At 59.7% G+C, this 25,221-nt stretch carries 16 protein-coding genes; 9 read left to right on the top strand and 7 right to left on the bottom strand.

From position 1 onward, the window contains the following. Positions 1 to 303 precede the first annotated feature (303 nt). The 9 genes from AC07TV_RS10945 (at position 304) to AC07TV_RS10905 (ending at position 19,207) form a co-directional block, all read left to right on the top strand. Positions 304 to 2,835, top strand: coding sequence for a DEAD/DEAH box helicase (locus AC07TV_RS10945; protein WP_494648384.1), 2,532 nt, complete (start codon positions 304 to 306; stop codon positions 2,833 to 2,835). A 592-nt stretch (positions 2,836 to 3,427) separates the two neighbouring features. Continuing rightward, entirely contained in the window at positions 3,428 to 3,994 is a 567-nt protein-coding gene (locus tag AC07TV_RS10940; protein WP_494648383.1) for an archaeosortase/exosortase family protein, read from the top strand. Continuing rightward, positions 3,957 to 4,619 (top strand): hypothetical protein, encoded by a 663-nt coding sequence (locus tag AC07TV_RS10935; RefSeq protein ID WP_494648382.1) that lies wholly within the window; start codon positions 3,957 to 3,959, stop codon positions 4,617 to 4,619. Before AC07TV_RS10940 ends, AC07TV_RS10935 begins: the two co-directional genes overlap by 38 nt. A 110-nt stretch (positions 4,620 to 4,729) precedes the next feature. Next, positions 4,730 to 6,208, top strand: coding sequence for a putative Ig domain-containing protein (locus tag AC07TV_RS10930; protein WP_494648381.1), 1,479 nt, complete (start codon positions 4,730 to 4,732; stop codon positions 6,206 to 6,208). 56 nt (positions 6,209 to 6,264) lie between these two features. Then, entirely contained in the window at positions 6,265 to 14,004 is a 7,740-nt protein-coding gene (locus AC07TV_RS10925; RefSeq protein WP_494648380.1) for an RHS repeat-associated core domain-containing protein, read from the top strand. Positions 14,005 to 14,060: 56 nt separating this feature from the next. Continuing rightward, entirely contained in the window at positions 14,061 to 14,915 is an 855-nt protein-coding gene (locus tag AC07TV_RS10920; protein ID WP_494648379.1) for a hypothetical protein, read from the top strand. A 452-nt stretch (positions 14,916 to 15,367) separates the two neighbouring features. Then, positions 15,368 to 15,574 carry a hypothetical protein gene (locus AC07TV_RS10915; RefSeq protein WP_494648378.1) on the top strand — a complete coding sequence of 69 codons (207 nt, stop codon included), beginning with the start codon at positions 15,368 to 15,370 and terminating at the stop codon, positions 15,572 to 15,574. A 116-nt stretch (positions 15,575 to 15,690) separates the two neighbouring features. After that, positions 15,691 to 18,489 (top strand): HsdM family class I SAM-dependent methyltransferase, encoded by a 2,799-nt coding sequence (locus AC07TV_RS10910; protein ID WP_494648377.1) that lies wholly within the window; start codon positions 15,691 to 15,693, stop codon positions 18,487 to 18,489. 1 nt (position 18,490) lies between these two features. Further along, positions 18,491 to 19,207, top strand: a complete 717-nt coding sequence (locus AC07TV_RS10905; RefSeq protein WP_494648376.1) for a hypothetical protein — start codon at positions 18,491 to 18,493, stop codon at positions 19,205 to 19,207. 45 nt (positions 19,208 to 19,252) lie between these two features. Here the strand turns inward: AC07TV_RS10905 and AC07TV_RS10900 are convergent, their stop codons facing one another. The 7 genes from AC07TV_RS10900 to AC07TV_RS10870 all read right to left on the bottom strand — a co-directional run bounded on the left by AC07TV_RS10900 (position 19,253) and on the right by AC07TV_RS10870 (position 25,122). After that, entirely contained in the window at positions 19,253 to 20,203 is a 951-nt protein-coding gene (locus tag AC07TV_RS10900; RefSeq protein ID WP_494648375.1) for a TniQ family protein, read from the bottom strand. A 127-nt stretch (positions 20,204 to 20,330) separates the two neighbouring features. Next, on the bottom strand, positions 20,331 to 21,275 hold the full coding sequence (gene lipA / locus AC07TV_RS10895; RefSeq protein ID WP_494648374.1) for a lipoyl synthase: 945 nt from the start codon (positions 21,273 to 21,275) through the stop codon (positions 20,331 to 20,333). 2 nt (positions 21,276 to 21,277) lie between these two features. After that, positions 21,278 to 21,886, bottom strand: coding sequence for a lipoyl(octanoyl) transferase LipB (lipB, locus tag AC07TV_RS10890; RefSeq protein ID WP_494648373.1), 609 nt, complete (start codon positions 21,884 to 21,886; stop codon positions 21,278 to 21,280). Further along, the gene (locus AC07TV_RS10885; protein WP_494648372.1) at positions 21,887 to 22,156 is read right to left on the bottom strand and encodes a YbeD family protein; all 270 of its coding nucleotides are present in this window, start codon (positions 22,154 to 22,156) and stop codon (positions 21,887 to 21,889) included. A gap of 1 nt (position 22,157) precedes the next feature. After that, positions 22,158 to 23,033, bottom strand: a complete 876-nt coding sequence (locus tag AC07TV_RS10880) for a D-amino acid aminotransferase (RefSeq protein WP_494648371.1) — start codon at positions 23,031 to 23,033, stop codon at positions 22,158 to 22,160. A 4-nt stretch (positions 23,034 to 23,037) separates the two neighbouring features. Beyond that, a complete protein-coding gene (locus AC07TV_RS10875; protein WP_494648370.1) occupies positions 23,038 to 24,177 on the bottom strand; it encodes a D-alanyl-D-alanine carboxypeptidase family protein in 1,140 nt (379 codons plus the stop codon). 36 nt (positions 24,178 to 24,213) lie between these two features. Next, the gene (locus AC07TV_RS10870) at positions 24,214 to 25,122 is read right to left on the bottom strand and encodes a LysR family transcriptional regulator (RefSeq protein WP_494648369.1); all 909 of its coding nucleotides are present in this window, start codon (positions 25,120 to 25,122) and stop codon (positions 24,214 to 24,216) included. Between the last annotated feature and the right edge of the window lie 99 nt (positions 25,123 to 25,221).

Here is a 25,221-nt window from a genome sequence, read left to right as displayed (position 1 = left end):
GAGGAGCCCAATCAATTGTGAATCGCCCAAGCTTCGCTAGACACTTTTTAGCCGCTCAAATACTGCCGCTTATGCTTTACCAATGACTCGTTTCTGAAACTATGCCGCCGTTTGGCGTCGCAAAATCTCAATGTAGCTGTTTGCGGTGTTCAGACAACAGGTCGGCCCTCTAGATGACAATTCCAATGTGATAAAATTCTAATAATTTGCCAGATGCAGAAATTCGTCAAATTGGGAGTAATGTCCGGTTAAGTCTGCGGACATCGATGCCCATTAAATCCCGGCGAGCATTAATCGTCGTAGGTGACAGTAATCGCAGAGGAGCTAGTAAGGGTGGTCGATTTTAACAAGCTTAGGTCCCTGTCCCCGCGGGCAGTACCGATAGATCCGCTGGAGATATTCCGGCGGCTGCCCAAGCCACAGGGCATCAATGACCTGTACACAAGTCAGGCCGAAGTGCTAGAGGCATGGTTCAAACGAAAGGATGAGCGGGACACTGTCGTGAAACTGCACACCGGCGGCGGTAAGACACTGGTCGGCTTGCTGATGGCGCAGTCCACGCTGAATGAACTGAAGGAGCCAGTGCTCTACTTGGCGCCGACGAACCAGTTGGTCAAGCAGACGCTAGAAAAGGCGCAAGCGCTGGGGATCGCCGCAGTGCCCTACGTTCGAGGAAAGCCGCTGGCGGATGACTTCGTGAACTGCAAGGCCATTATGGTGGCGTCGTACAAGGCGCTGTTTAATGGCTTCAGCAAGTTTGGTATCCGAGGCAGAGGGATGCCAGTAAAGGCGGGGGCAGTGATCCTAGACGACGCACACGTTGCGTTCTCAGAAGTTCGCGAGTCGTTCACGCTTGAAGTTAAGGTCAAAGATGACAGGGAACGGTATGACGCGCTGTGTACGCTGTTTCGGGCCGCGTTCAAGAACATGGACAGACTAGGCACCTTCGACGATACCGTCTCCGGTTACAGTAACGTGGTGGTCGAGGTGCCGTATTGGGCGTGGCACGAACAGATCGATGCGGCACGCGGGCTACTGCGCGGCGATGGGGAGGATACTCCCTACGCTTGGCCGCTGCTGCGTGACAACCTGCACCTTTGCCATGCACTCATCAGCAGCGACGCTTTTACGGTCACATCGGTGCTTCCACTGGTCAACATTTTCCCGACCTTCGCCGACGCACAACGCCGCATTTACATGTCGGCGACGATTGCGGACGACAGCGAGATCGTGCGCACATTCGATGCCGAACCCAGGCACGTCAACGAGGCCCTGACGTCGCGATCATTGGCCGGCATCAGTGAGCGCATGATACTGATCCCGAACCTGATGAAGTTCGACTTCAACACAACTCAGGTTGGAAAGGCGCTTCTCCAACAGGTCGCGGGCGCCAACCTTGGCGCGGTTGTTCTCGTGCCCTCAAATTTCGCAGCCAAAGCATGGGAGGACGTCGCTGAGTTCGCTGAAGGCTCGGACAAAGTTGAGGCAAAGGTCCAGGCATTGCAGGCGCGCACGACCAGCGGCCCAGTCGTTTTTGCAAACCGCTATGACGGGATTGACCTCCCCGGTGATTCCTGCAGGCTTCTCGTCATGGAAGGGCTTCCGGCTGGAACGTCCGATTATGAGTTGCTGCGTGCGGCCACCCTATACGGCGGTGCGACCATCAGCCGCATGTTGGCGCAGCGGATTGAGCAGGGCATCGGTCGAGGCGCGCGCGGCGCGGGTGATCACTGCGTTGTGCTGCTTGCGGGCTCGGACTTGGCTGGCTGGATCGCCAAGGACGCCAACTTTAGGCTACTCACCAGTGCAACCCGCGCGCAGCTTGATATGGGGTCGACAGTCAGTAAGGAGGTAAAGGACGTCAACGATCTGGCCAGCACCATCACGATGAGTATCCGCCGGGATTCCAGCTGGGTCGAGTACCATGCGGACACTCTTGCAGAGAACGTGACGCAGGAGACAGCCGACCCAAAGCGCTTTGACGTGGCTGCTGCCGAACGCAAGGCTTTCAATAACTGGGCCGATGGCTATTACGACAAGGCAATCGCCAAGTTGGATCAGGTGACGAGCGGCAAAGAGGCTCCGGACGAGCAGACACGCGGCTGGCTGTTCCAATTGGCGGCCCGGATTGCGCACAACTGGGGCCAGAACGACCGCAGCGACGAACTGCAGCGGTCTGCATTTGGCGCCAATCGCAACTTGCTGCGCCCGCGTGTCATGCCGCCGTACCGGCCGCTGCCGATGCCGGGAGCACAGGGCGCCGCCATCGCTTACCAACTGCGTGGATACCGCATGCGACGCGGCTTGCTGCAACAGTTCGAACAGGTGGTCTCGAAGCTCAATGCCAACGCCAGTGCCAACCAGTTCGAGCAGGCCTTGGCAGACCTCGGAAAAATGATCGGTCTGTCGACAGAGCGCCATGACGATGGCGGCGAAGGGCCGGACGTGCTGTGGCTGCTGCCGACAAAGATTGCGTGGATATTGGAGGCCAAGAGCCGCAAATTGGACAAGAACCCCTTGACCAAGGATGAGCATGGCCAACTGCTCGTCGCACAGCAATGGTTCGACAAAAACTACGACGGGTATACCAGCCTGCGCGTCGTCGTTCATCCGACAAACAAGGCGACCCCCGCAGCTGCCGCCCACGACAGCTATGCATTAACACTGGACCGCCTGAATGCACTGGTTGCAGATGCACGCGTGCTGTTAACGGAGTTGTGCGAGTCTCAGCTCACCGACATCGAGCTGGAAGGGCAATGCCAGCAACTGATCGAACGATCATCAATCCGTGCGGACAAGCTAATTGGATACCTGACGCTCTTCGTTGAAAGCTAGTCATATTGTGCTCCCCCTGTAGGCTCGATCTTTTGCATCACGTAAACTCATCCAGCCTTATTCTTCCTGCCACGCATCTACGAATTGCATCTGGGCTTTTCTTGAAGGGACTTGGCTACCGGCCTTCGCTGCTAAGCAGACGCTGGCCAAATAAGCTCGAATGATCGCAATGGGAGGGGGGCTCCTATGCTGCTGACGAAAGCAGCTATTGACCAGCATCAGCAGTTGAACGGCAGGTAGCCTGCCGCCTGATTCCAGGCCCAGCAGGTTATCCGTTGCACTTTACACGTGTGGTCAATCTGGCTTCCATCAAGCAACATGGGTTTTGCCCCATCAGCCCGGTGGCTACGGCACACTGCGGGTTCTTATTGACTGACTAGTCCATGGATTTGCGTCACATTCGAGACAATCTGGCGCACGAATCGCTGACCTCGAGCTACCTGCATACTGCCGACGATGCGCGGCACCAAGAGCCCGAAGCGAAGCGCCGGGTCGATTGGAAAGCACGTCGTCGGTCTGAACCCGCCGATTGTCACAGCGTTGTCATCGGATGACTCCAGCATAGAAGCAATCTCATACAATTGGCGACGCAATGTTTAAACGCTCTCCCACCGGCGAAGCCTTTTGCCCCGATGGAACCATTGATGCACCAGAACCGTTGCCGCAGCGATCGATACTGAACACGCTGATCATTTTCATCGCCATCTTCGTTCTGCTGCAATGGGGCTGGAGCGCGGCGCGCAGTAGTTGGGTGGAGCGATTGGTTGTCCATCAGATTACTGTTACTCCCGCTGCCGCGCTGATTCGCCTGCTAACTCCGGATATACCTGCCCAAGCCGTTGCCGCCAGCATCAAGGCACCCGGCGGCGGACTCAATATCCTGAATGGCTGCGAGGGAACGGAAGTGATGTTCCTGCTGGCAGCTGCACTTGCCGCAGTCAGTTTGCCGTGGTACCACCGTGTCCTTGCCATGCTGCTTGGCTTCGGTCTGATCTTCGTCCTCAATCAGGCGCGCATCCTGACCCTGTTCTACTCTTTCAGAGCCGACCGTAGTCTCTTCGATGCGCTGCACACAGCCGTGCTCCCGGTGCTGCTGGTCGCCGCCACGGCCGCCTACTTCTATGCCGTCCTCCACTACAGCCAGCGCCGTCTGGCCTGAGCCCGGCTGGCTGTTTCTTCGGCTAGCTGCCGCCTTCGCGCTGGCAATTGCCCTTGCTTGGCTGGGTGGCCGCTGGTTGGTTGAGGTCATGTTGCCGCTCGCCCAGACTGTCCTCATCTGGATAGACGACCGTTTCGCCATACTTTACTTCGGCCTCGACCATACCGGTCAGGACACCGTAATCCGGTTACGGGTCAATCTTGTCCGGATGATCGTCGTCGGTAGCCATGTCACCGAACCCCATCCGAAAGGCTGGCTGGAAGTAACGACCACGGTGGGCGCCATGCTGCAACCTCTGACCATCGCGTTGGGCTTGGTCGCCGCCTGGCCAGGCAAAGCCGCCGCCATTCTGTTGCGCCTGGCGTTTGCGGCAACGCTTGGTCTGTTGTTCATGGCGATCGATATTCCCCTCACGTTGCACGCCTACACCTGGGATATGTTTCTCGAACGCTTCGACCCCGAGCATATTTCCCCATTGATGCTGATTCACCGTTTTCTGCATGGTGGCGGTCGCCTAGGTGTTGGCATCCTGCTTGCGGCGTCGGCTGCTTATGGCGCGCGGGGAGCAACCCTGAAGATTCAAGAGTGGTTGAGTTCGAGCTTTCCTATAACCAAGGGCATATAAATTGCATTTGGCATGATCCGATCGGCTCATGAAAACACCATATCATCAGTGCAATGGCGGTAATGATGTTTGAATAAACTCGACCTCTGGATAAGCAGAGGGGAGAGCTCGTGGACCGCCATCATTTCCTGTCAGCAATGCTGCTGACCGTAGCTGTCGCTTTGCCGGCGCAAGGGGCCATCGACGATGCGCGGGCCAAGGGACTCAAATACCTCATTCAAACCCAGCAAGGCGATGGTGCCTGGCGCAGCGGCGCGGCCGGCCTCGAAGTGCAGTCTACCGCCAACGCCATCATCGCTCTCAAGAACGGCGGATTGCCGACATCGCCGAGCTACGGTGCTGCCCTGTCCTGGCTGGCCAACGCCGACGGCGATAGCACCGACGCTCTTGCGCGCAAGGCTGAGGCTCTCGCCATTGGCGGCATGACTGCCGGGGCGCAGAGCGCTGCCGATACGCTTTATGGGCGGCGGGTTGGCGCCGGCACCGCTGCCTGGGGGGGCTACCCCGGACACACCCTCGACTTCGTGGATACCGCCCTGGGGTTGGCCGCCCTGCGCGCGGCCGATGCCGGTTACAACGCCAAGGCCAGTCAGGCGAGCAGCCCCCTTGCAGCGGCACTATGTCGCTTGGTGATCGGCAAGCTGACGCCGGCCAGCGGCCAGTTGGCTTGGTCGGTCGCCCCGACCACTACCGGGCAGGCAGCCACCGGCGCCCGCCCGTCCGTTGTCGCCACCAGCCTGGTGCTGGCAGAAATACGGGCCATGCAACAACACTCCAACTTGGTTTCAGGAAGTTGCAACGTGACCATTGACGGCACGCCCACGGTGATTCCCTACACTGTCGCGACGCTGCTCCAAGAAGCGGAAGCGTGGCTGAAAACGCAACAGAATGCCGATTCCGGTTTCGGCGAGGTGCGCTCCGACGGCACGAAAGGGACCTCCAACGTCTTCGTCTCGGCGCAAGCCTACCGCGCCCTCAAGAGCATGGCGACGCCCTCGCAGCCTGCCACCGACAACACTTTCAACTATATTCTGGCCCAGCAGAATGCTGCCGACGGCAGTTGGCGGGGCGATGCTTTCATTACCGCCCAAGTACTTGCCGTCTTCCCGGCAGCGACCGGTGCCCAAGTCACCGATACCGATCAGGACGGTATTCCGGACGTCGTCGAGCAGCAACTGGGCAGCAGTACCGTACTGGCCGACGCCAGCAGCCAATTGAAGAGTCCGGACCTCGCTCAGTCCGGCATCACCGCCACCTCCTTCGTGGTCAGCGGCAAGGTCGGAGAGGCTTTCGCCTATGACCTTGGCGGGGGCAGCAACTATGCAGTGGTCAGCGGCAGCCTGCCGCCGGGGATTTCGCTCAACGCCGCGACCGGCCAACTCTCTGGCACGCCTACCCAGGGCGGCAGCTACAGCTTCGAATTCGATCTGCTCAGCGCCGGTGCAACCCAGACCGTTATCGGTCGCATCGATGTGGTCAGCGAGGTTGCCGCCGCCGACGGCAATGGTGACGTGCCCGTTCCGGCCTGGGCTCTGGTCGCACTCGGTGCGGTGCTGATGCGCGGCGCGCTGCGCAAGCCGCGCCACTGACCTCCGATCCCAACGATTCCGTCTTTTCTCCACGCCTTGTTTTTCGAGCGAACCCCATGCGCCCCTTCCGCCTGATCGCCTGCCTTCTCGTCGCCGCCAGCCTCGCATTCCCCAGCCTCGCGAAGGAGCCTTCCGCCGCGCGGGCACTGTCCGACGATACCGTCCGCCAGTTGCGCGAAACGCTGGCCTCCGGCGGTTTGCCCGCGGCCTCAGCAGTCCGGCGCTATCTAGATGATTCCCGGCGCGATGCCGAGGAAGATGGCAAGGAAGCTGCGGCATCCGGCGGGCAGCGCATCGGCAGTCGCCTCGCGGCGCGGGCGGCGGAACTTGCCAGCCTGCGCGACCAGGCGCGGCAGGATCTGGCGGCGATGAAGGCGGCGGCGCTGGCCGCCGGCGCCGCAAATGCCGCCGAACGGGTCGATACCATCGCTGCCCTGGTCGAGCAGCGCTTCGACCGGGTTGATGCCTCGTTCAAAACCTTGCATAAGGCAGCGACGCCTGATGCGCGTCGGCAGGCGCGGCACGACCTGCGGGCCATGCTCGAATCGCTGCGCCACGAGGACATCGACCTGCCCGCTACCGTCCCGGTGCCCACTCTGTCGCCGAAGCGGCCGGCTGGCGAACCCGCCCACCGCAAGCCGAGCGCCAAGCTGCCCCTCTACGCCCAGGCCGGCGAACCGCCCCGGCGGCTGGTTGGCTTCGATGGCTATCGCCTGATCAAGGTGGCCAACACGCCGCCGCCGGTGGCCGCCGAAGCCGCTGCCGACTGCGGCGCCGGGAATGCTGACCTCATCGGCGACGGCAAGGACGTCCAACTTACGCAGCCGATCAAGGATCTGGCGGCCTCGCTCGGCTACTCGCCGGCCCGGATTCTGCGCTGGATGCAACAAAGCATCGCCTTCGAGCCCTACTGGGGCGGACTGAAGGGCGCCGAGGGCGTCCTGGAGACACGGGCCGGTAACAGCACCGATCAGTCCAGCCTCTTCATCGCGCTGTTGCGCGCCTCCAACGTGCCGTCGCGCTACGTGCGCGGTACCGTGCGCCTGTTCGATCACGATTCCCAGGACAACGTCAACGGCCGTTCTCAACGCTGGCTGGGCGCCAAGACCTATCAGGCGTCCTCCTGGATACTGGCCAAGGGCGGCATAAATGCGGGTATCTACAACATCCTGCTCTCGGATAACGTCACCGTGGAGCGGCGTGGCATCCGGTTTGACCATGTTTGGGTCGAGGCCTGCGTGCCCTACGGTTCCTACCGGGGCGCCCCGGCGGAAGCCGGCGGCTACCGCTGGCTGGCCCTCGACGCAGCGGTCAAGGACCACGACTACCAGCAAGGCATCGCGGTCAATGTCCCGCTCACCAAGGCGGATTTCTACGACCCTTACCTGGCCAACCGGAAAGACCAACTGCCCCACGAATACTATGCTGCCAAGACGGAAACCGCTGCTCGCACAGTGGTTGCCGACGCCTCGGTGGAAGACGTTCCCTACAAGGGCTCGCCCAAGTCCCTCCGTTATGACGTGCTGCCCGGCTCGCTGCCCTACGAGGTCGAATCCTTCGCCGACTGGCCAGGCCTAGGCTCCCCCGAAGCGGCTAGCCTGCCGGACGCTCACCGTCACAGTCTGACGATTACCGTGAAAAACGGTGCCAGCACGCTGGCCAGTGCGACGCTGCCCTATCCGCAGAATACCTACAAGCGCATCACGCTCTCTTACCAGCCCGACACCGCCAGCCAAGCGGCCTGGATTGCTTGGGGCGGTGCCTTGCCGGTGGCGCCCGACGGCAGCATCAAGGTCTATCCGCAAATCAAGGCCGAGGGCACGGTCCTGGCCGCCGGCCCCGCCGCCAACGCCATGCCGCTGGCCACCGTCCACAACGTGATCCTCAAATTCGCCCAGGGCGAGCAGACCGGCGCCGACTGCATCAACGATAGCGGCAACCCGGCCGATGCCAAGGACCCCGATGCCACCTGCGTCAACAAGACGGTCTACACCAGCATCAAGGCGGGGGCCTATCACGCCCTGGGCGTGAACGCACTGCATACTTCAGCGGCCTACCTCGCTGACCGCGCCGACCTTCTCGCCGAAGGCGCCCGTGCCTACCCGACAGCGCCTACCCCGGCCGCCGGCGCCGGCTACGAGGCGACCGTCGGCGAACTGCTGCACTTCGTACTGCAGCAATACCTGCACCAGACCGAACACGCCGACCGGCGCACCGCCGAGTTGCGCGGCTTCCGGAGCATTGGCCCCTACGATCTGGGCCTCACCGCCTCCGACCTGAAGACCGACTACATCTTCGATATCCCGGTGGCGGTCAAGCCGGCCGGCGTCTTCGTGGACTTCAAGGGCGGCATCTACGGTTTCGTCAAGCTCGATACCGCGGCGACCACCGGGGCAGCGCTCCAGGCCGAAGGCGTGGATCTCGCCAAGCTCTCGATCTATTCCGGTTCGGCGCTGGAGCATCACGTCTGGCAACAGACCTTGCGCACCGATGCCGTCTCCACCGTGCGCGGCCTGCAATACGCCGCGGAAAAAGGCATCCCCCTCGTCACCTTCAATTCGGCCAACATCGGTCAGTTTGACAGCCTGATGCAAATCAGCGGCGCCACCAGCATGGCGCTCCACAAGACCGCCATCCAGAACGCCGTCAAGGGTTCGGACAACGGCTATCACGGCGTCGTCACCGTGCCCCGCGAGCAGATCGCCTACGAAGACCCGGTGGACCCCAGCAAGAAATGGACGGGCGCCATCTACATGACCGAGAACGGCACCACAGGAGAATACGGCGCCATCATCAATGGCAAGATCGCCGGCGGTTTCCCGCTGCTCAACAGTACCAGCTTTGCCTCCCTGTTCAGCTTCAACTTCGTCGCTCCGGTTGCGCAAAACAGCGCCGACGGCGGCACCGGGGCACTCGAAGCGCTGCCCGGCGGCTTTCTCGGCCAACAGTTCAATACCGTTACCTGGGGCGACCCGGTGAACATGCTCACCGGTAACTATACCCACCAGGAGCGCGACTTCACGATCAAGGGCCGGGGCGGTCTGCCCATCGTGCTCGAACGCGGCTACAACTCGGCCAGCGGCCAGGACGGACCCTTCGGCCATGGCTGGACGCACAGCCTCAACCATCAGTTGCGCTTCTACGGCGTCGAATCCGGCCAGGCCAAGGTCGGCTGGGTGGACGGCAGCGGCGGCCAACGTTACTACGCCACCACCAGCCACAGCAACGGTAACATCGCCAGCGGCACCCTGAACGCACAGGACGGCGTCTTTACCCAGCTCTCCCGACTCGCCGACGGCCGCTACCAGATCAAGGAAACCAACGGCCTGACCTATACCTTCGAGTCCGTCACCAATCCGGCTACTCCGCCCGCCGCCGGGACCGAACCCAAGGCCAAGCTGCTGTCCATCGCCGACCGCAACGGCAACACCCTGACCCTGAACTACACCGGCGGCCAACTTGCCACCGTCACCGACAGCCTCTCCCGCACCGTCCTCACCTTTACTTGGAACGGCGGCCGTATCAGCAAGGTCAAGGACCTCGCCAACCGCGAATTCCAGTACTTCTACGAGGATGGCAACGGCAACCTGACACGGGTCATCGACCCCTTGGCCCAGACCACACGGTACAGCTACTACACCACCACCGATGGCACCAAACTCAACCACGCCATGCGCCGGGTCACCCGGCCGCGCGGCAACGGCATGGAATTCGAGTACTACGCCGGCGGCCAGGTCTTCCGGCACACCCCCTTCGATACCGCCGGCGCGCTAATCGAGGCCTCGGCGCTCACCTTCCACTACAACCTCCACCGCCGCGAAAGCTGGAGTGTGGACGGGCGCGGCGGCGAACAGCGCTTCGTCTTCGACAAATACGGCAACCTCGTCGCCCAGACTGCCGAGAACGGCGCGGTCCACAGCTACGTCTATGCCGACCCCAACGATCCCCACCTGCGCACCCAGGACACCGACCCGATCGGCCGGACCACGAACTACACCTACAGCGCCGCCGGCCACCTCGAAACCCGGACGCTACCCTCCGGTGCCGTGCTCGAATACCGCGACTACACCACCACCTTCGCCCAGCCCCAGCGCGTCAAGGACGCTCGCGGCAACTGGACGCTCAACCGCTTCGACGCCGCCGGCAACCTGACCGACGTCATCCGCGCCAAGGCCGGCGTCGTCCCGGTGGCCGGGGTTGCCCCGGCGGCCGCCAACATCGTCGCCTGGACCAAATACCAGGCCGACAGCGTCGGCAACCTGACCGGCATCAAGCGCCTGAAAGACTGGAGCGGCGCCACCCTGGGCAATTTCGCCAGCGGCAGCGGGCCGAGCTTGGTGAGCAACTACGACGCCAGCAAGCTCAACCTCCAGAACCTGAACCGCACTGGTACCCGCAACAGCGGCGCGATCAACGAAACCAGCCCGACCTTTGTCCACGACAACCTGGGGCGCCAGACCGGCGGCGTCGACGACCGCTGGTATGTGGTCGGTTTCGGCTACGACGCTCTCGACCGCGCCATCCAGGGCGCCGACGCCTTGGGCCAGCCCCGCAACTACCGTTTCGACGCCAACGGCAACCGCTCCGGCATGGAACTCGTCGCCGGTGGCAGCCGCGTCGATTCCGCCACCCTGGTCTACGACGCCCAGGACCGCCCGATCCGCGTTCTCGACCACGCCGGCAACCGTACCGCCACCACCTACGACGAAGTTGGTAACACGGTCAGCGTCCAAGGCCCGGACGGCTATGCCATCGGCTTCGACTACGACATCGCCAATCGTCCTTTCTCCGCCTACGACCAGGAAGGCAACCGCGTCTATACCAGCCTCGACGTGCTCGGCCGCATTCAGACCGTGACCGACCCCAACGGCGCCACCACCACCTATGACTACCATGGCGCCGATCAGGATGGGCGCCTCGCCCGCGTCGAACTCCCAGCCATCCCCGGCCAGGCCGGCGGCCGGGCGACGGAAAGCGACACCGATGCAGGCGGTCTGCCGGTCCGCCTGCGCGAAGTTAGCGCCGACGGCCAGGCCCGTCAGTCCCATCGTTTTTACGACGAACTCGGCCGGCTGGTGCGTAGTGTCTCGCCGCCCGACGACAGCGGCCAGCGCCTGCAAGTCTGCTATAGCTACGACGGCCTCTCCCACCTCATCCAGCTCCGGGCCGGCGCTACCACCGACACAACCAGCGCCACCTGCGTCGGCAGCCCGGCGGTGCAGGCGACCCAGACCTGGGATGACTTCGGCAATCTGGTTTCCAGGAGCGACGCCTTGGGCCGGACCTGGACCTACACCTACGACAGCCATGGCAACCTGATCGAAAGCACGACGCCGGAACAAGCCAAGGCCGGCCAGAAGACCACCTACACCTACGACGCCACCGTCAATGGTCTGCTCCAGACCCGCAGCGTCCCGGGCAGCGCCGGGCAGAGCGTCAGCTACAGTCGCAACGCGCTGGGCCAGGTCACCCGCGCCGAAACGAAGGACGGCAGCGGCAACACCCTCGTCGCCTACGACACCTCCTACGACGCCGCCCACCGGGTGGCCGGCATTACCGACAGCCGCAGCGGCAAGACGCTCGCCTACACCTGGACGCCGGGTGGGCGGCTGGCCACGATCACCCTCGACGGCCACGCCTGGGCGTTCAAATACGACGGGGTGGGGCGCCTCTCGGCCCTCGTTGCCCCCAACGGCCAGACCGTGGCCTATGCGCGCGACGCCGGCGGACGGCTCCTCGAACGGCGCTGGCCGAATGGCGTCCGCAGCAACTATGCCTGGCACCCCGACGGCAGCCTCGCGGCCATCCAGCACCATGCCGGCAGCACTACCCTTGCCGACCTCGCCTACACCTTCGATGTCTGGGGCAACCGGGCGAGCGGCACGGAAACCGTCGGTGGCACGCTCACCGCCAGCACCTACGGCTACGACAGCCTGAACCGGCTGAAGAGCGTGACCGCCGGCGGCGCCACCGAAACCACCGCCTTCGACCTCTTCGGCAACCGCAGCAGCAGGATCGTCGGCGGCGTCACCACCAGCTACCTCCATGACGCCGCCCAGCAGCTCACCGAAATCCAGCAAAACGGCGTCACCGCCGAACGCCTGGTCTACGACGACAACGGCAACCTGAAAAAACACTGTGCCGGCGCGGCCAGCGGCAACAGCGCCGACTGCACCGGCAGCAATCTCCTGACACTCGCCTGGAACGGCCTCGACCAATTGATCCAGGCCAGCAAGAGCGGCCTGCCGGTCGAGACCTACGCCTACGACGACAGCGGCCGGCGGCTCCGCAAGAGCGTTGGCGGCACATCCACCCACTACGCCTACGACGGCCCCGACCTGATCGCCGAATACGCCAACCCGGCACAATCCCCGAGTGCGGTTTACGCTCACGGCGCCGGTATCGACGAACCGCTGCTGCGCCTCACTGGCAGCACCAACAGTCCAGCCGCCAGCGCCCGCTACTACGCCCAGGACGGGGTCGGCAGCGTCATTGCGCTGCTCCAGAGCGGCGAAGTCAAGAACCAGACAGCGGACCCCACCAACACCCTGAGCAGCACCGGTGACTACTCGGCCGGCAGCTATCCGGTGGCCGACCTGGCCAACGGCGTCACCGTCATCTCCAGCAGCGAAGGCTGGGTCGGGCGGACCGACCAAGGGGCGGCGGCTACCCTGAGCTTCCCGATGGCACAAGCCATTGAGCGGGTCGAACTGATGGCGGTCAGCAATTACAAGCCGGCGGCCTTCGTCATCGAGCAGAAGAACGCCGACAACAGCTGGACCGCGATTGCCAGCGGCACCGGCGACGACTTCGCGGCCTGGGCCGACAACTCCAGTGTGCGCGCCGTCAAGAGCTTCCCGCCGATCGTCACCACGGCACTGCGCGTGCGCTTCACCGCCTCGACCAACGGCGTCCTGGTCTGGCTGAGCGAACTGCAGGCCTGGAGCGCGCCCGGCTTCGCCGCAGCGACGCAGCGCTTCGACGCCTGGGGCAATGTCGCCCAGAGCAACGGCAGCATCCCGCAATTCGGTTACACCGGCCGGGAGCCGGATGCGACCGGGCTGATCTTCTACCGGGCGCGCTACTACCACCCGGGCAGCGGGCGCTTCGCCTCCAGAGACCCGCTCGGCTTCGCGGCCGGGATCAACCCCTATGCCTACGCCGATGGGAATCCAATCCGCTACAACGATCCGGATGGGATGTTGCCGAAGGTGGTGTGCAATGGATGTAGTGGGGTGCTGGGCGCGACGGCGGGCGCTGCCGGGACATGGCCGGGAAGTGCGGCGGCCTCTGGGGTGAGCGCCGGAGAACTGTTGAATGTCTTGCGTGGCGGTGCGCTCCTGCTACCTCTGTCGCTCTCGGGCGATACTCGGCAGGAGCAAACGCAAGTGTATCTGACCTACACTCGAACCAATCCTGGGACGGGAGATGTCTACTCTGGGCGAACAAGTGGCAATGCGGATGAATCGATCAATACCATCCTTGATCGCCGGATGAATGGACAGCCTATCCTGAACACTGAGGGATTTGGCCGCCCGGTTTTGGATCAGATATCTACCAGTTTCGATGCAATCCGGGGTCGCGAACAGCAACTGATCGACTACAACGGTGGTTCCCAAAGTGTGGGAGGTACGGCGCGCAACAGGATCAACGGCGTCAGCGATATCAATCCTAATCGGCCATGGTATATGTATCAGTCCAATAGGGAATTCGGTCCGTTGCCAGATAATTCGCCCAGCCGCCCACGGTTTGGTACGGAAATATTCCCCTACCTGATGAATCTGTTGGGGCCATAATTTCTGTGATGACATCTAGCAAACCGAAACGACAACGCAAGCCTAGGGAGGGCGATGTGCTGGCCATTCCCTTGGGGGATGGCACGTACGGCTTTAGCCAAGTATGTGCGGGGGGGGATTACGCCTATTTCGATCTAAGAAGCAGTACGTTTCCTTCCATTGATGAAATTGTAGTCAGTCCAGTCGCATTTCGGGTGCCTACAGTCACAAGCTCAGTCATGAAAGCTGGTTGGGTGATGCTCGGAAATGTTCCTCCAAAAGGGCTACTGAAAGAGGTGTCTAGCTACCGCAACCAGCCGGTGGGTTCGAATCAGGTGTATATCATTAAGGGAAACCAAGTCCGTCTGGCAGCTTACGATGAAGCCAAGGACTTGGAAGCGATGTCTGTTTGGTTCGAGCAACACGTTGTGCAGCGGTTGGTCGACCACTTCGATGGGCGTCCGAATGCGGAATTCGAGAGCACCCGGAAGAACAAATGTTATGACCCCACTACGAAACAAGAGCTTGATCCGGAGACCGGCGAAGTAATTCAGCGAGGACCGAAAAATCCAACACTGGCTGGGGAGGGAGGTATGCCAGCCTCGCCTGTTAAATCATCACGGATTACTGCTGCTACCTTTGCAAAACTCAATGGGTTAGTGGGAGTTTATGATCTTCTGATTCCGCTGCTGAGAGGAATGGAAGATAAGCGGGTGGTTTCCTATGTTGAAAGCGTCGCTAATGCGATAAGCCAGTTACGGGTAATGATCAGCGATGGTGGGGATGCAAAAACGGGCCGCGAGATGCTAAAGGGTCTACGTCAGGGGTTGCATGAAACACCTCGGATTCTGTGCTCGCTCATGCCAGACACTGGTACTCAACTTGTAGGTGAACTGGAACGTCAGCTTGGTGGCCGATTCAAGGATTTCTAGGTAGGGGAAATAGGGGGCGCCCATTAGCCGGCCCAAGTCAAGCGAGCGTACAAATCCATGGCGGCGCCAGCCGGTTGATAGCCGAGTGGTTCCGCCTCTTCATTCTTGTCATCTTCTTGCTCCTCTTCTCGGTCGCTATGCGGCCATCGGTTGACCCTGGCTATCACCTATCCGACTGTCCGAATTTTCGGGGCCGGCTCTGTCACAATCTGATGCCCCTATAGTTCGCTCAACCTGATCACCGTCGAACCAGCCTCGATTGCGAGCATGCCTCGCAGCGGAGCGCTCAGCGTAACGATTTCAGGATTTCAGGATTTCAGGATTTCAGGATTTCAGGATTTCAGGATTTCAGGATTTCAGGATTTCAGGATTTCAGGAAAGACAGAAACCTGTCATAATTCACTAAGTAAAATGCTCACGCTGGGCCACCAATCAAGAGGGGGAGGTAGTGGATGCCTAACAGCGAATTAGTCGGACTTGGCAGCAAAGTGCTGGCAGGAAATGAGAAGGAAGCTTCCCTCAATTTCAAAGTCAGCCCTAAGTTCAAAAAGGATTTCAAGGGGTTTGCTGTTGCGCAGGGGGTCAGCATGACCGCCCTCCTTAAGGAGGGGTTCGAGCTTGTTCGAAAGGTGAGGAAAAATGATGGAGCGAGTGATTAAGGTGATGGACCAAGATCGAATGTCTCCGGTTCAACGTGGCTCCAATGGCGCTTGACGCACCTAACTCCGCACAGATCTCGGCCGAATGGCTGTTCTCGATCTGTCACGGTAACAGTATGGCAGCCGTCGACGGTTTGGTTGCCGTTGTCGGTTACTCCCCCGCTGGACGTCCTCCAGAGGAGGTCGCCATGATGGAGAAGGCGCGCCACTTTGGTGCTCGTGCTGCATTTTTCGAGGCGGCTCATCATGGGAAAGCGCCAGTTGCCCAGGCTTTCATCTTTGATGCGGACGATGAGCCAGACAGCATCCGTTTTGCCGAGTTGCATAAACGCTTATGGAGTTGGGGAGGCGTGCCGCTAGTCTATCGAGCTTCGCCTGGTTGTATTCAACTCTTTCGTTGTGCCCATAAGCCTGACTTCATTGGCCCCAACAATACGACCATTTGCAGCCCGATCCGCACGCTTAATCTGGGCGCAAAAATCGCTGAGCAGGACATCTGGTGGGACGCAGAGAGGATTCGGAACGGGGCGATATGGGATGATCCCAATGCATGCGACCTTATGCTATCTGCGCAAAAGGCTGCACATCGGACATTGGTCGACGCAGTGCGCATGTTGGCTACGCAGCTTTCACAACGGGATCTGCTTCCTCCTCGACTGAGTCGAAAGCTGCTTATCCTTTCGCTGCTCATAGCCTACCTTGAAGAAAGGTCGGTCCTGCTACCGGCTGATTTTAACGAGGCTCGCCCAGGCGCGACCAAATTCTTTGAGATTCTGGCTGACGGCAGAGCACTGTCCAAGTTACTCGAATCACTCGAGGAGCGATTTAACGGCCACGTCTTTCGTTTAGCGAAAGATGAGCATGTGCTGCTGATGGAAAGCGCTGAGCTTGCAAGCTACGCTCGGCTTGTTGAAGGCTATGAGGACGGCAACGGACAGCTGAGCCTGTGGCGCTTGTATTCGTTTCGTGATCTGCCCGTCGAACTGATAAGCAATATCTACCAGCTTTTCGTAAAGGATGCGTCGAGCTCTATCTATACACCTCCCGCGCTCGTCCGGTTGATGCTCGAAGAAACGTTGAACTGGGAGAAAATTGACGGGCTGATGAAGGGGGATGGTGTAATTCTCGATCCGGCTTGCGGATCCGGTGTTTTTCTAGTCGAAGCTTACAAACGGCTCGTCTTGCACTGGCGGTGGCGTAACGGTTGGGTTCGCCCGGGCATTGAAGAGTTGCGTCTCCTACTTCAGCGCGTGCACGGTATTGATCTTGAAGAGGGGGCCATTGAGCTTGCGGCGTTCAGCCTGTGCCTTAGCCTTTGTGACGCGCTCCAGCCTGAGGAAATTCGCTCCAGCGTCAAACTCTTCCCGCAGCTAGCTGATGTAACTTTGCACCATAGCTGTTTCTTTAATGCAAAGGCCCAAGGGCTGATTAAAGCTCCCGTCTCTGTGATTCTCGGCAACCCGCCATTTGAATCCTCCTTCACAACTGACGGTGCGCGCCAGAGTTATAAGGCCTATAACCTTGTCCATGGGATTCTCGCGGACAAACAACTTGCGTACCTCTTCCTCCATGAAGCAATGGAGATGCTAACTAAAGGCGGTTTGCTGGCAATGGTCGAGCCGGCCGGCTTTCTCTACAACCAGCATGCCCTGCCTTTTCGCCACTCCTTTTTCAGTCGCTGGAAAGTGCGTGAAATCCTCGATTTCGTATCAGTGCGGGGACTGTTCAAAAAAGGAGGCGCAGATCCGAAGATTGTCGTTGTGATCGCGGAGGCGAAAAAATCGACTCCCGACGGCCACTTACTTCATGCTGTTTTCCGTCGCAGCGGACGGGCAACCGCCGAACAGGGTTTCGACATAGATTATTACGACCTTCACTGGCTTCGCAGCGTAGACGCGGAGCGATCGCGTGATGTCTGGAGATCGAATTTGCTGGGAGGAAGCCGCGTCCATAGCATGATTACGCGGTTGCGCAGCTACCCCACGCTGAAGGATTTTGCCGCCGAGCGAGGCTGGAATTTCGGTGAAGGCTATTTCGGTGGTGAAAAGAACGCGTCGGATAACGTACAGCATCTGATCGGCAAACCATTACTACTGACCGAAGCTTTAGGCCCAGAAGGTATTGATCACTCTTTGATCAAAACAGTACCAAACAAGCCAATCAAGGATCCAAAGTCGGCTGGCCGGTTTATGCCGCCCCTACTACTTATCAAAGAGCACGAAGACCTTTATCACGACATATGGGATGAAGGTTATTTGACCTACAAGAACGAAATCGTTGGATTTTCAGCCCCCGGCGATACTGAACAACTTGGGGAAGTTGCAAATTGGCTCCAGCAAGAATCAGCCGTACTTCGAGCCTATGTAGCGGGGATCAGTTCGCGACTCATCACGCAGAGGGCAACATCCATTTTCAATGCCGATATTTTTTCTCTCCCTTACCCAGAGAGTAGGGAACTCGACATAAGCCCGAACGAAAAGATTCTTGCTGAAGATATTGTTTCATTTCAGCGCGACTATATTCGGCTGGGAACAGGCGCTAAAGTGATGCAGAAGGCGCCGACTGAAGCGCTTGAGGCATTCGACGATGTCCTTACAAATCAAATCAATGCCATATACTCTCGCAACCCTCTGCGAGCACTACCTTTACAACACTGGGCGGGAGCCATCTGCAAGGCGTATTGCTTCGGAGAAGGGGCCGTGGATTGGTCTGATGCTAGCGATCTACGCAATAGATTAAATGCACTCCTTTACGAGCAGCGTGGAGCGAGCCTGACGGTTACACGCATTACTAGAATTTATGACGGGAATTTTTTATTTCTCCTGAAGCCCGACCGCCATCGTTTTTGGACACGATCTATTGCACTCCGGGATGCCGATGACGTGCTCGCTGATCTTCGCGCGCAGGGGTTTTAACATGCTCGCAGATCAAGGAGAACGTCAGTTGGCGGCGGGAGTGCTTAATCCCGGAGTACTCCTGCCTGAAGAATGGTTTGAATCTCTGATAAGGTTCATTAGCGGTGTTTTGCCAGGTTGGCGCGACGACTCGGTGAGGCCGGCTCAAACAGGCGAAACCAAACTCACAGCTCAACTGTGCTCTCGCCTCAATAGCGCGAGTCACCGCACAGTCGGTTGGGACTTCCTTCAATTTAAGCGGGAAGAACCAGATGAAGCGGACGGCCGCCGCGCAATCGATCTAACCGTGGCGCCTCGTGATTCCGTCATTTGGATTGAAGGTCGCAGATACACCGAATATCAGACTCTTCTTCCGATCGAATGCAAAAGGCTGCCAACTCCAGCTGGAGTCGATCGCGATGAAAGAGAATATCTCTACAGTCGGTTCAGTACCACTGGAGGCATTCAGAGATTTAAAGCCGGCCATCATGGTGCATCACACAATCGCGCCGCAATGATTGGCTACGTTCAAGAGCAGTCTATTCCTGCCTGGAACGCTCAGCTTGATCAATGGATTGACGATTTAGAGACTGCCTCAGTAGTAGGTTGGTCAGTTGCCGATAAGCTCAAGCTTACACAGCACGATGCCGCATCAATGACTGCCATGCTCCAGTCGGAGCACAAACGGGATCGTGATCTGAACGATATCAAGATCGACCATCTCTGGATCGAGATGTGAGTTCCACCGGGCGCTTCAAAGGGGCATTTGGTGTTGTCGCCGGGCCTAGAGTAGCGAATTAATATCTACTCCGCACCGTTCGGCGATTATTTGAGGAAGTGATTCCTCAAATAAGCGAAATGCTAAAGCCAGCAACCACGCCCTGGCGATTGGAGAGCGGCGTTCAAAGTTACCTTGCCCTAAACACTCTTGGCTGGGGTATGGGAGGTTACCGAGACTGGGTACTATCCAATTTTCTGTTTTTTGGATAGAAGGGAGGAGCGAGACAAAGGAGACCAGATCACGAAATCCACTGAGGAAATTTGCAATGGGTAGGGGCGGGTGATTTGCAATTGATATACAGCCGCTAGTTATGCCGTGAATGATCAAGTGCTCAATTTCAGCAACTCTCTCAAGTAAAGGATCGTGTTCCTTCCATGCTGAGCGCTTGAAAATCCGGCGGCAACCTAAACACCGGTTGCCTTGGAGTCCATGTTGACTAGGCTGCCGATCAGTTCCAGCATACGAAAACGGATGGCCACAGGTCGGACAATGGTCCAGTAGTAGTCCATGTTTTGGACAAACAGGATAAAAAGCATAGCGCCAAATCTTCCGGTAATAGGGAATATCACCACTAGTCAGGCAAGATGGGCAGAAAGGAACAGGCGCCTTTTTTCTTGATTCACTGCTTCCTTCCAGAAAAATAGGTACTACCCATACAAAATCATTAGGCTTGAGGCGGGAGCGACGTGCCCCGTTGTCGTTGGCATATCCTGTGGACATCGCAAGTGTCTGGTCAATGCCGGATCGCGTCGATAGAGTTTTAAAGAACTCGGCATCGTCAATCAAATCTATGTCAATACAGGTATTGGCCACTTTCGGTAGGCCGAGTTCTACCAGACAAGAAAGGTTTAGGCCGTTTCCTTCTGCAATCCTAAGCAACCATGAAGACAATACCTCCCCATCCATCGGCCTGGGATGGACGGGCCAAAGTGCCGCTGATAGCTGGCTCTCCATAAAGTTTGCCTACGGACAACGGGCAAGAAGAATGCTAAACAAGGGTTCTGCCGTAATTTAACTCAAACGACCTTGTGAAAATTATCACTGGCTTGCGAATATTCTCATCCAGTTGCATTAGTTAACATCAGGCGACGCCGGCGCTGTGTGCCTGCTCGTCAGCCCAGTAGCTGGAACGGACCATCGGCGCGCAGGCGGCGCCGGTGAAGCCCATTTTCTTGGCCTCTTCCTCGTACATCTTGAAGATGTCGGGATGGACGTAGCGCGTCACCGGCAGGTGGTGGCCGGACGGCGCCAGATACTGGCCGATGGTCAGCATTTCGACATCGTGGGCGCGCAGGTCGCGCATCACTTCAAGGATTTCCTCGTCGGTTTCGCCGAGGCCGACCATCAGGCCGGATTTGGTCTTGACGTTCGGGTAGTGCGCCTTGAACTGCTTGAGGAATTCGAGCGAGTGCTGGTAGTCGGCGCCCGGGCGGGCCTGCTTGTAGAGGCGGGGTACGGTTTCCATGTTGTGGTTGAGGACGTCGGGCAGGGCGCCGCCGAGAACGTCGAGGGCGACATCCATGCGGCCGCGGAAGTCGGGAACCAGTGTTTCGATGGTGGTGGCTGGCGACAGCTCGCGGGTGTTGCGGATGACGTCGACGAAGTGCTGGGCACCGCCGTCGCGCAGGTCGTCGCGGTCGACGCTGGTGATCACGACATATTTGAGCTTGAGGGCGGCGACCGACTCGGCTAGTTCGCGCGGTTCGTCCGGGTTGGGCGGCAGCGGCTGGCCGTGGCCGACGTCGCAGAACGGACAGCGCCGGGTGCAGATGTCGCCGAGGATCATGAAGGTCGCCGTGCCGCGGCCGAAGCATTCGCCGATGTTCGGGCAGGTGGCTTCTTCGCAGACGGTGTGCAGCTTCTTTTCACGCAGCATGGACTTGATTTCGCCGAAGCGGCCGGCGCTGTTGCCGGCCTTGACGCGTATCCACTCGGGTTTGCGCAACGGGGTGTCGACCGGCACGATCTTGATGGGAATGCGTGCGGTTTTCAGTTCGCCTTTTTGCTTGACGCCTTTTTCAGCCATTTCTATTTGTCCAGTTGCTGTAGCAAGTGTTGAGAGAGTTGCTCACCAGCCTCGTGAGCGGTGAGCGGAATATTGAAGTCCGTGGTCTGGATGACCTTCAGGCCAGCATAGCCGCAGGGATTGATCGCCGCAAAGGGGGAAAGATCCATATCGACATTGAGCGAGACGCCGTGGTAGCTGCAGCCGTTGCGGATGCGCAGGCCGAGCGCGGCGATCTTGGCTTCGCCGACGTAGACGCCGGGGGCGCCATCGCGGCGTTCGGCCGTCACGCCGTATTTGGCCAGCAGGTCGATGACGGCCTGTTCGATGGCGGTGACCAGTTCGCGCACCTTGATTTTCAGGCGAGCGAGATCGAGCAGCAGGTAGAGCACGACCTGACCAGGGCCGTGGTAAGTGACTTGGCCGCCGCGGTCGATCTTGACGACGGGGATGCCAACGTCCTTGAGGATGTGTTCCGGCTTGCCGGCCTGGCCCAACGTGTATACGGGGGGGTGTTCGACAATCCAGATTTCGTCAGGGGTTTCGGCCGTGCGGCAGGCCGTGAAATCCTGCATGGCCTGGAAGGTGGGTTGGTAATCGACCCGCCCCAGGCGCTTGACGACAGGAAACACTTACAGCACGACCTTGATCATCGGGTGACCGCTGAGGTCGGTGTATAGCGCATCGAGTTGCGGCTTGGATGTGGCGATGACGGTGCACGTCAGGCTGACGTAGTTGCCACCCGAGCTGGCGCGCATTTCCATGCTGGCGCCGTCGAAATCAGGGGCGTGCACGGTGACGATGTCGAGGACGACCTGAGCCAGGCTGTCGTCAGCCTTGCCCATGATCTTGAGCGGGAACTCGCAGGGGAATTCGAGGAGGGTGTCCTTGTACGAAGCCATTTCAGCCTTTGCGCATTACGGTGTTCTTGAAGTCCTGGTACCACTGCCACATCTGTCCGGCCAGCGGGCCGGGCTGGCCGGTGCCGATTGGTTGGCCGTCGAGTGTGGTGATCGCCAGGATTTCTTTTGTCGATGAGGTCATCCAGACCTCGTCGGCGGCACGAAGTTCAGTTTCTTCAATTTCGGCGATTTTTACCGGTTGACCGTGGGATTCGGCCAATTCGAGGATCACGTCGTAGGTAATGCCCGGTAGCATCAGGTGGGTCTTGGGCGGGGCGCACAGCACGCCGTCCTTGACGATGAAAATGTTTGAGGCCGCGCCTTCCTTCATGAAGCCGTCGCGAATCAGCAGCGCTTCGGCGCAGCCTTGCTCGACGGCCTGCTGGCGGGCCAGCACGTTGGCGAGCAGCGAGATGACCTTGAGGTCGCAGCGCGACCAGCGCAGGTCGGGCACGGTGATCGCCGCGACGCCCTTGGCGCGGATGTCGGCCGGCGTGGTGACCAGCGGCGAAGAAAAGGCGAAAGCCGTCGGCGGCACACTGGCCGGCGGGAAAGCGTGGTCGCGTTTGTCGTCGGCGCCGCGCGTGACTTGCAGGTAGATCGACTGGTCTTCCCACGGGGCGGTTTCGATCAGCTTGAGGACGACGGCCTTCCAGCCGTCAGCCGTCAGCGGATTGGCCAGCTTGATGCCGTCCAGCGTCGCCTGCAGGCGTTTCAGATGTTCATCGACACGAAATACCCGGCGCGAATAGACGGGGATTACTTCATAGACGCCGTCGCCGTACAGAAAGCCGCGGTCGAGCGGCGAAATGCCCGCTTCGGCCAGCGGCTTGAACTGGCCGTTCAGGTAAACGGGATCGGCGACGTAGGGCGTCATGGGTTTAGTTGAACCAGAGTCGGATGGTGTCGAGGATACGAATGAAGATGTTGCCGAGCGGCACATTTTCAAGAGCGACGACCGGATATTCGCCATAAACCTTGCCGTCGATACTGACTTTAAGCACGCCCAGTTTCTGGCCAACCTCGATCGGGGCGATCAGGCGTGGTTCGGCGACGAAATCGCTCTTGACCTTGTCGGCGTAACTCTTGGGCACGGCGATTGACAGGTCGTTGGCAAAGCCGGCCTTGACCTCGCTCTGTGCGCCCTTCCAGGCACGTAGCGTGGCAACCGCCTGATCCTTGGCGAAAAGGGTCACGGAGTCGTAGGAGATATAGCCCCAGTTGAGTAGTTTCTGCGACTCGCTGGCCCGGGCACTGTCCGAAGACGTGCCAAGGACGACCGAGAGCAGACGGCGCTTGTCGCGCAGGGCGGAGGAAATCAGGCAGTAGCCGGCGGCTTCGGTATGGCCGGTCTTGACGCCATCGACGGTGGGGTCGATGTAGAGCAGGCGGTTGCGGTTGGGCTGGGTGATGCCGTTATAGGTGTATTCCTTCATTGAGTAATACTTCTTGTATTCCTCGGGGAAGTCGCGGATCAGGGCGCTGGCCAGTAACGAAAGGTCGCGTGCCGTGGTGTAGTGCTCCGGATCGGGCAGGCCGGTCGAGTTGCGGAAGCTTGAGGCATTCATGCCCAGGCGTTGCGCCTCGCGGTTCATCATCTGCGCGAAGTTTTCCTCGCTGCCGGCAATACCTTCGGCCAGCGTGACGCAAGCGTCGTTGCCCGACTGGACGATCATGCCCTTGATCAGGTCTTCCACCGGTACTTGCGTGTCGACGCGGACGAACATCTTCGAGCCGCCGGTGCGCCAAGCTTTTTCGGAGACCGGCAGCGGCTGTTCTAGTGCCAGCGTTTTCTTGTGCAGGGCGGCGAAAGTCAGGTACGCGGTCATCAGCTTGGTCAGCGAAGCCGGTTCAAGGCGCTCGTCGGATTTTTCTGCGGTCAACACCTGATTCGATCCCATTTCCAGCAGCAGCCACGATTTGGCGGCCAGAGACGGGGGAACGGGCAATTGCTGGGCCAGCGCCTGGGCGGCGAAAGCGAAACTCAGGGCGAGAAGGGTGGTCTTGCGGAACAGCGACATTGGTTTTGGACTTTGTTTTGCGTTGGGGGGTGGAAATTATACCCTTGGCTCAATCACGACTTGCGGCGCGGCGGCGCAAAGCGCCTCGACGGCCGGGTGGCGGATGCGCCGCTCGTTGGAGATGGCGTAAATGTGCTCGCTGACCCCGCTCATGGCGCCGAGCGGCACGGCTTGCAACTGGCTGGCCACTTGCTCGGCGAGCGCCAGCGGAGCCGGGAAAATGCCCAGACCGCCGCGCCCGAAGGTCGTCAGCAAGGCACTGTCCTCGAATTCGCCAACGATTTTCGGATGGATGTTCGAATTCTCCAGCCAACGGTCGATGCGGCCACGCAGCGCATTGTGGCGGGTGGGCAGGAGCAGTGGCGCGCCGTCCAGACTTTTCGGGAAATTTTCGCGGTACTGCTCGGCCAGCCCTTGCGTCGCGAACAGTCCGGTAGCGAAATCACCGAGTGGCGTGCTGAACACCTTGAGATTGGCGCTGACCGGGGCTGCCCGGTCGGTCAGCACGACATCGAGTCGGTGCAGGGCGAGGTCGGCGAGCAAGGTATCGAATTCGCCTTCGTCGCAAATCAGCCGGACATCGGCCGGCATGCTGGTCACAGTCGAAAGCAGGCGGTAAGCCAGAAGTTTGGGAATTCCGTCGGAAATGCCAGCGCGCAAGCGAAGTGTGGACTCGCTACCGCTGTTCTCGACGGCCTCGGTCAGCGCCTCGCCAAGCTGGAAAATCTGGTCGGCGTAGCCCTGCGCCACTCGCCCGGCCTCACTGAGGACCAGGCCGCGGCCCTGGCTGTGGAACAAGGCTTTGCCGAGTTGCCTTTCAAGTAGCGAGAGCTGGCCGCTGATTGTCTGGACGGCTACGCCCAGGCGTTCGGCCGCCCGGGTAATGCTGCCTTCCTGAGCGACGACCCAGAAATAATGAAGATGTTTATAGTTAAGTGGCGTCATGAGTTCTGCAGAAAAAATCGAAGAGTATTTCCATTTTGCTCTCGTTTTTTAGTTTGTTGCAATGCAATAACATCCGCCTGTTTCTCTTTCGAGGAGTTG

The sequence above is a fragment of the Azonexus sp. GW821-FHT04F04 genome (assembly GCF_059420025.1).
This window is presented reverse-complemented; position numbering and strand designations above follow the sequence as displayed.

Bases quoted from the DNA above. Each gene is read 5' to 3' on its own strand.
- AC07TV_RS10885 (WP_494648372.1), bottom strand. From the start codon at position 22,156: ATGGCTTCGTACAAGGACACCCTCCTCGAATTCCCCTGCGAGTTCCCG.
- AC07TV_RS10940 (WP_494648383.1), top strand. From the start codon at position 3,428: ATGTTTAAACGCTCTCCCACCGGCGAAGCCTTTTGCCCCGATGGAACC.
- AC07TV_RS10880 (WP_494648371.1), bottom strand. From the start codon at position 23,033: ATGACGCCCTACGTCGCCGATCCCGTTTACCTGAACGGCCAGTTCAAG.
- AC07TV_RS10905 (WP_494648376.1), top strand. From the start codon at position 18,491: ATGCTCGCAGATCAAGGAGAACGTCAGTTGGCGGCGGGAGTGCTTAAT.
- AC07TV_RS10910 (WP_494648377.1), top strand. From the start codon at position 15,691: ATGGCAGCCGTCGACGGTTTGGTTGCCGTTGTCGGTTACTCCCCCGCT.
- AC07TV_RS10875 (WP_494648370.1), bottom strand. From the start codon at position 24,177: ATGTCGCTGTTCCGCAAGACCACCCTTCTCGCCCTGAGTTTCGCTTTC.
- AC07TV_RS10925 (WP_494648380.1), top strand. From the start codon at position 6,265: ATGCGCCCCTTCCGCCTGATCGCCTGCCTTCTCGTCGCCGCCAGCCTC.
- AC07TV_RS10915 (WP_494648378.1), top strand. From the start codon at position 15,368: ATGCCTAACAGCGAATTAGTCGGACTTGGCAGCAAAGTGCTGGCAGGA.
- AC07TV_RS10935 (WP_494648382.1), top strand. From the start codon at position 3,957: ATGCCGTCCTCCACTACAGCCAGCGCCGTCTGGCCTGAGCCCGGCTGG.
- lipA (WP_494648374.1), bottom strand. From the start codon at position 21,275: ATGGCTGAAAAAGGCGTCAAGCAAAAAGGCGAACTGAAAACCGCACGC.
- AC07TV_RS10900 (WP_494648375.1), bottom strand. From the start codon at position 20,203: ATGGAGAGCCAGCTATCAGCGGCACTTTGGCCCGTCCATCCCAGGCCG.
- AC07TV_RS10870 (WP_494648369.1), bottom strand. From the start codon at position 25,122: ATGACGCCACTTAACTATAAACATCTTCATTATTTCTGGGTCGTCGCT.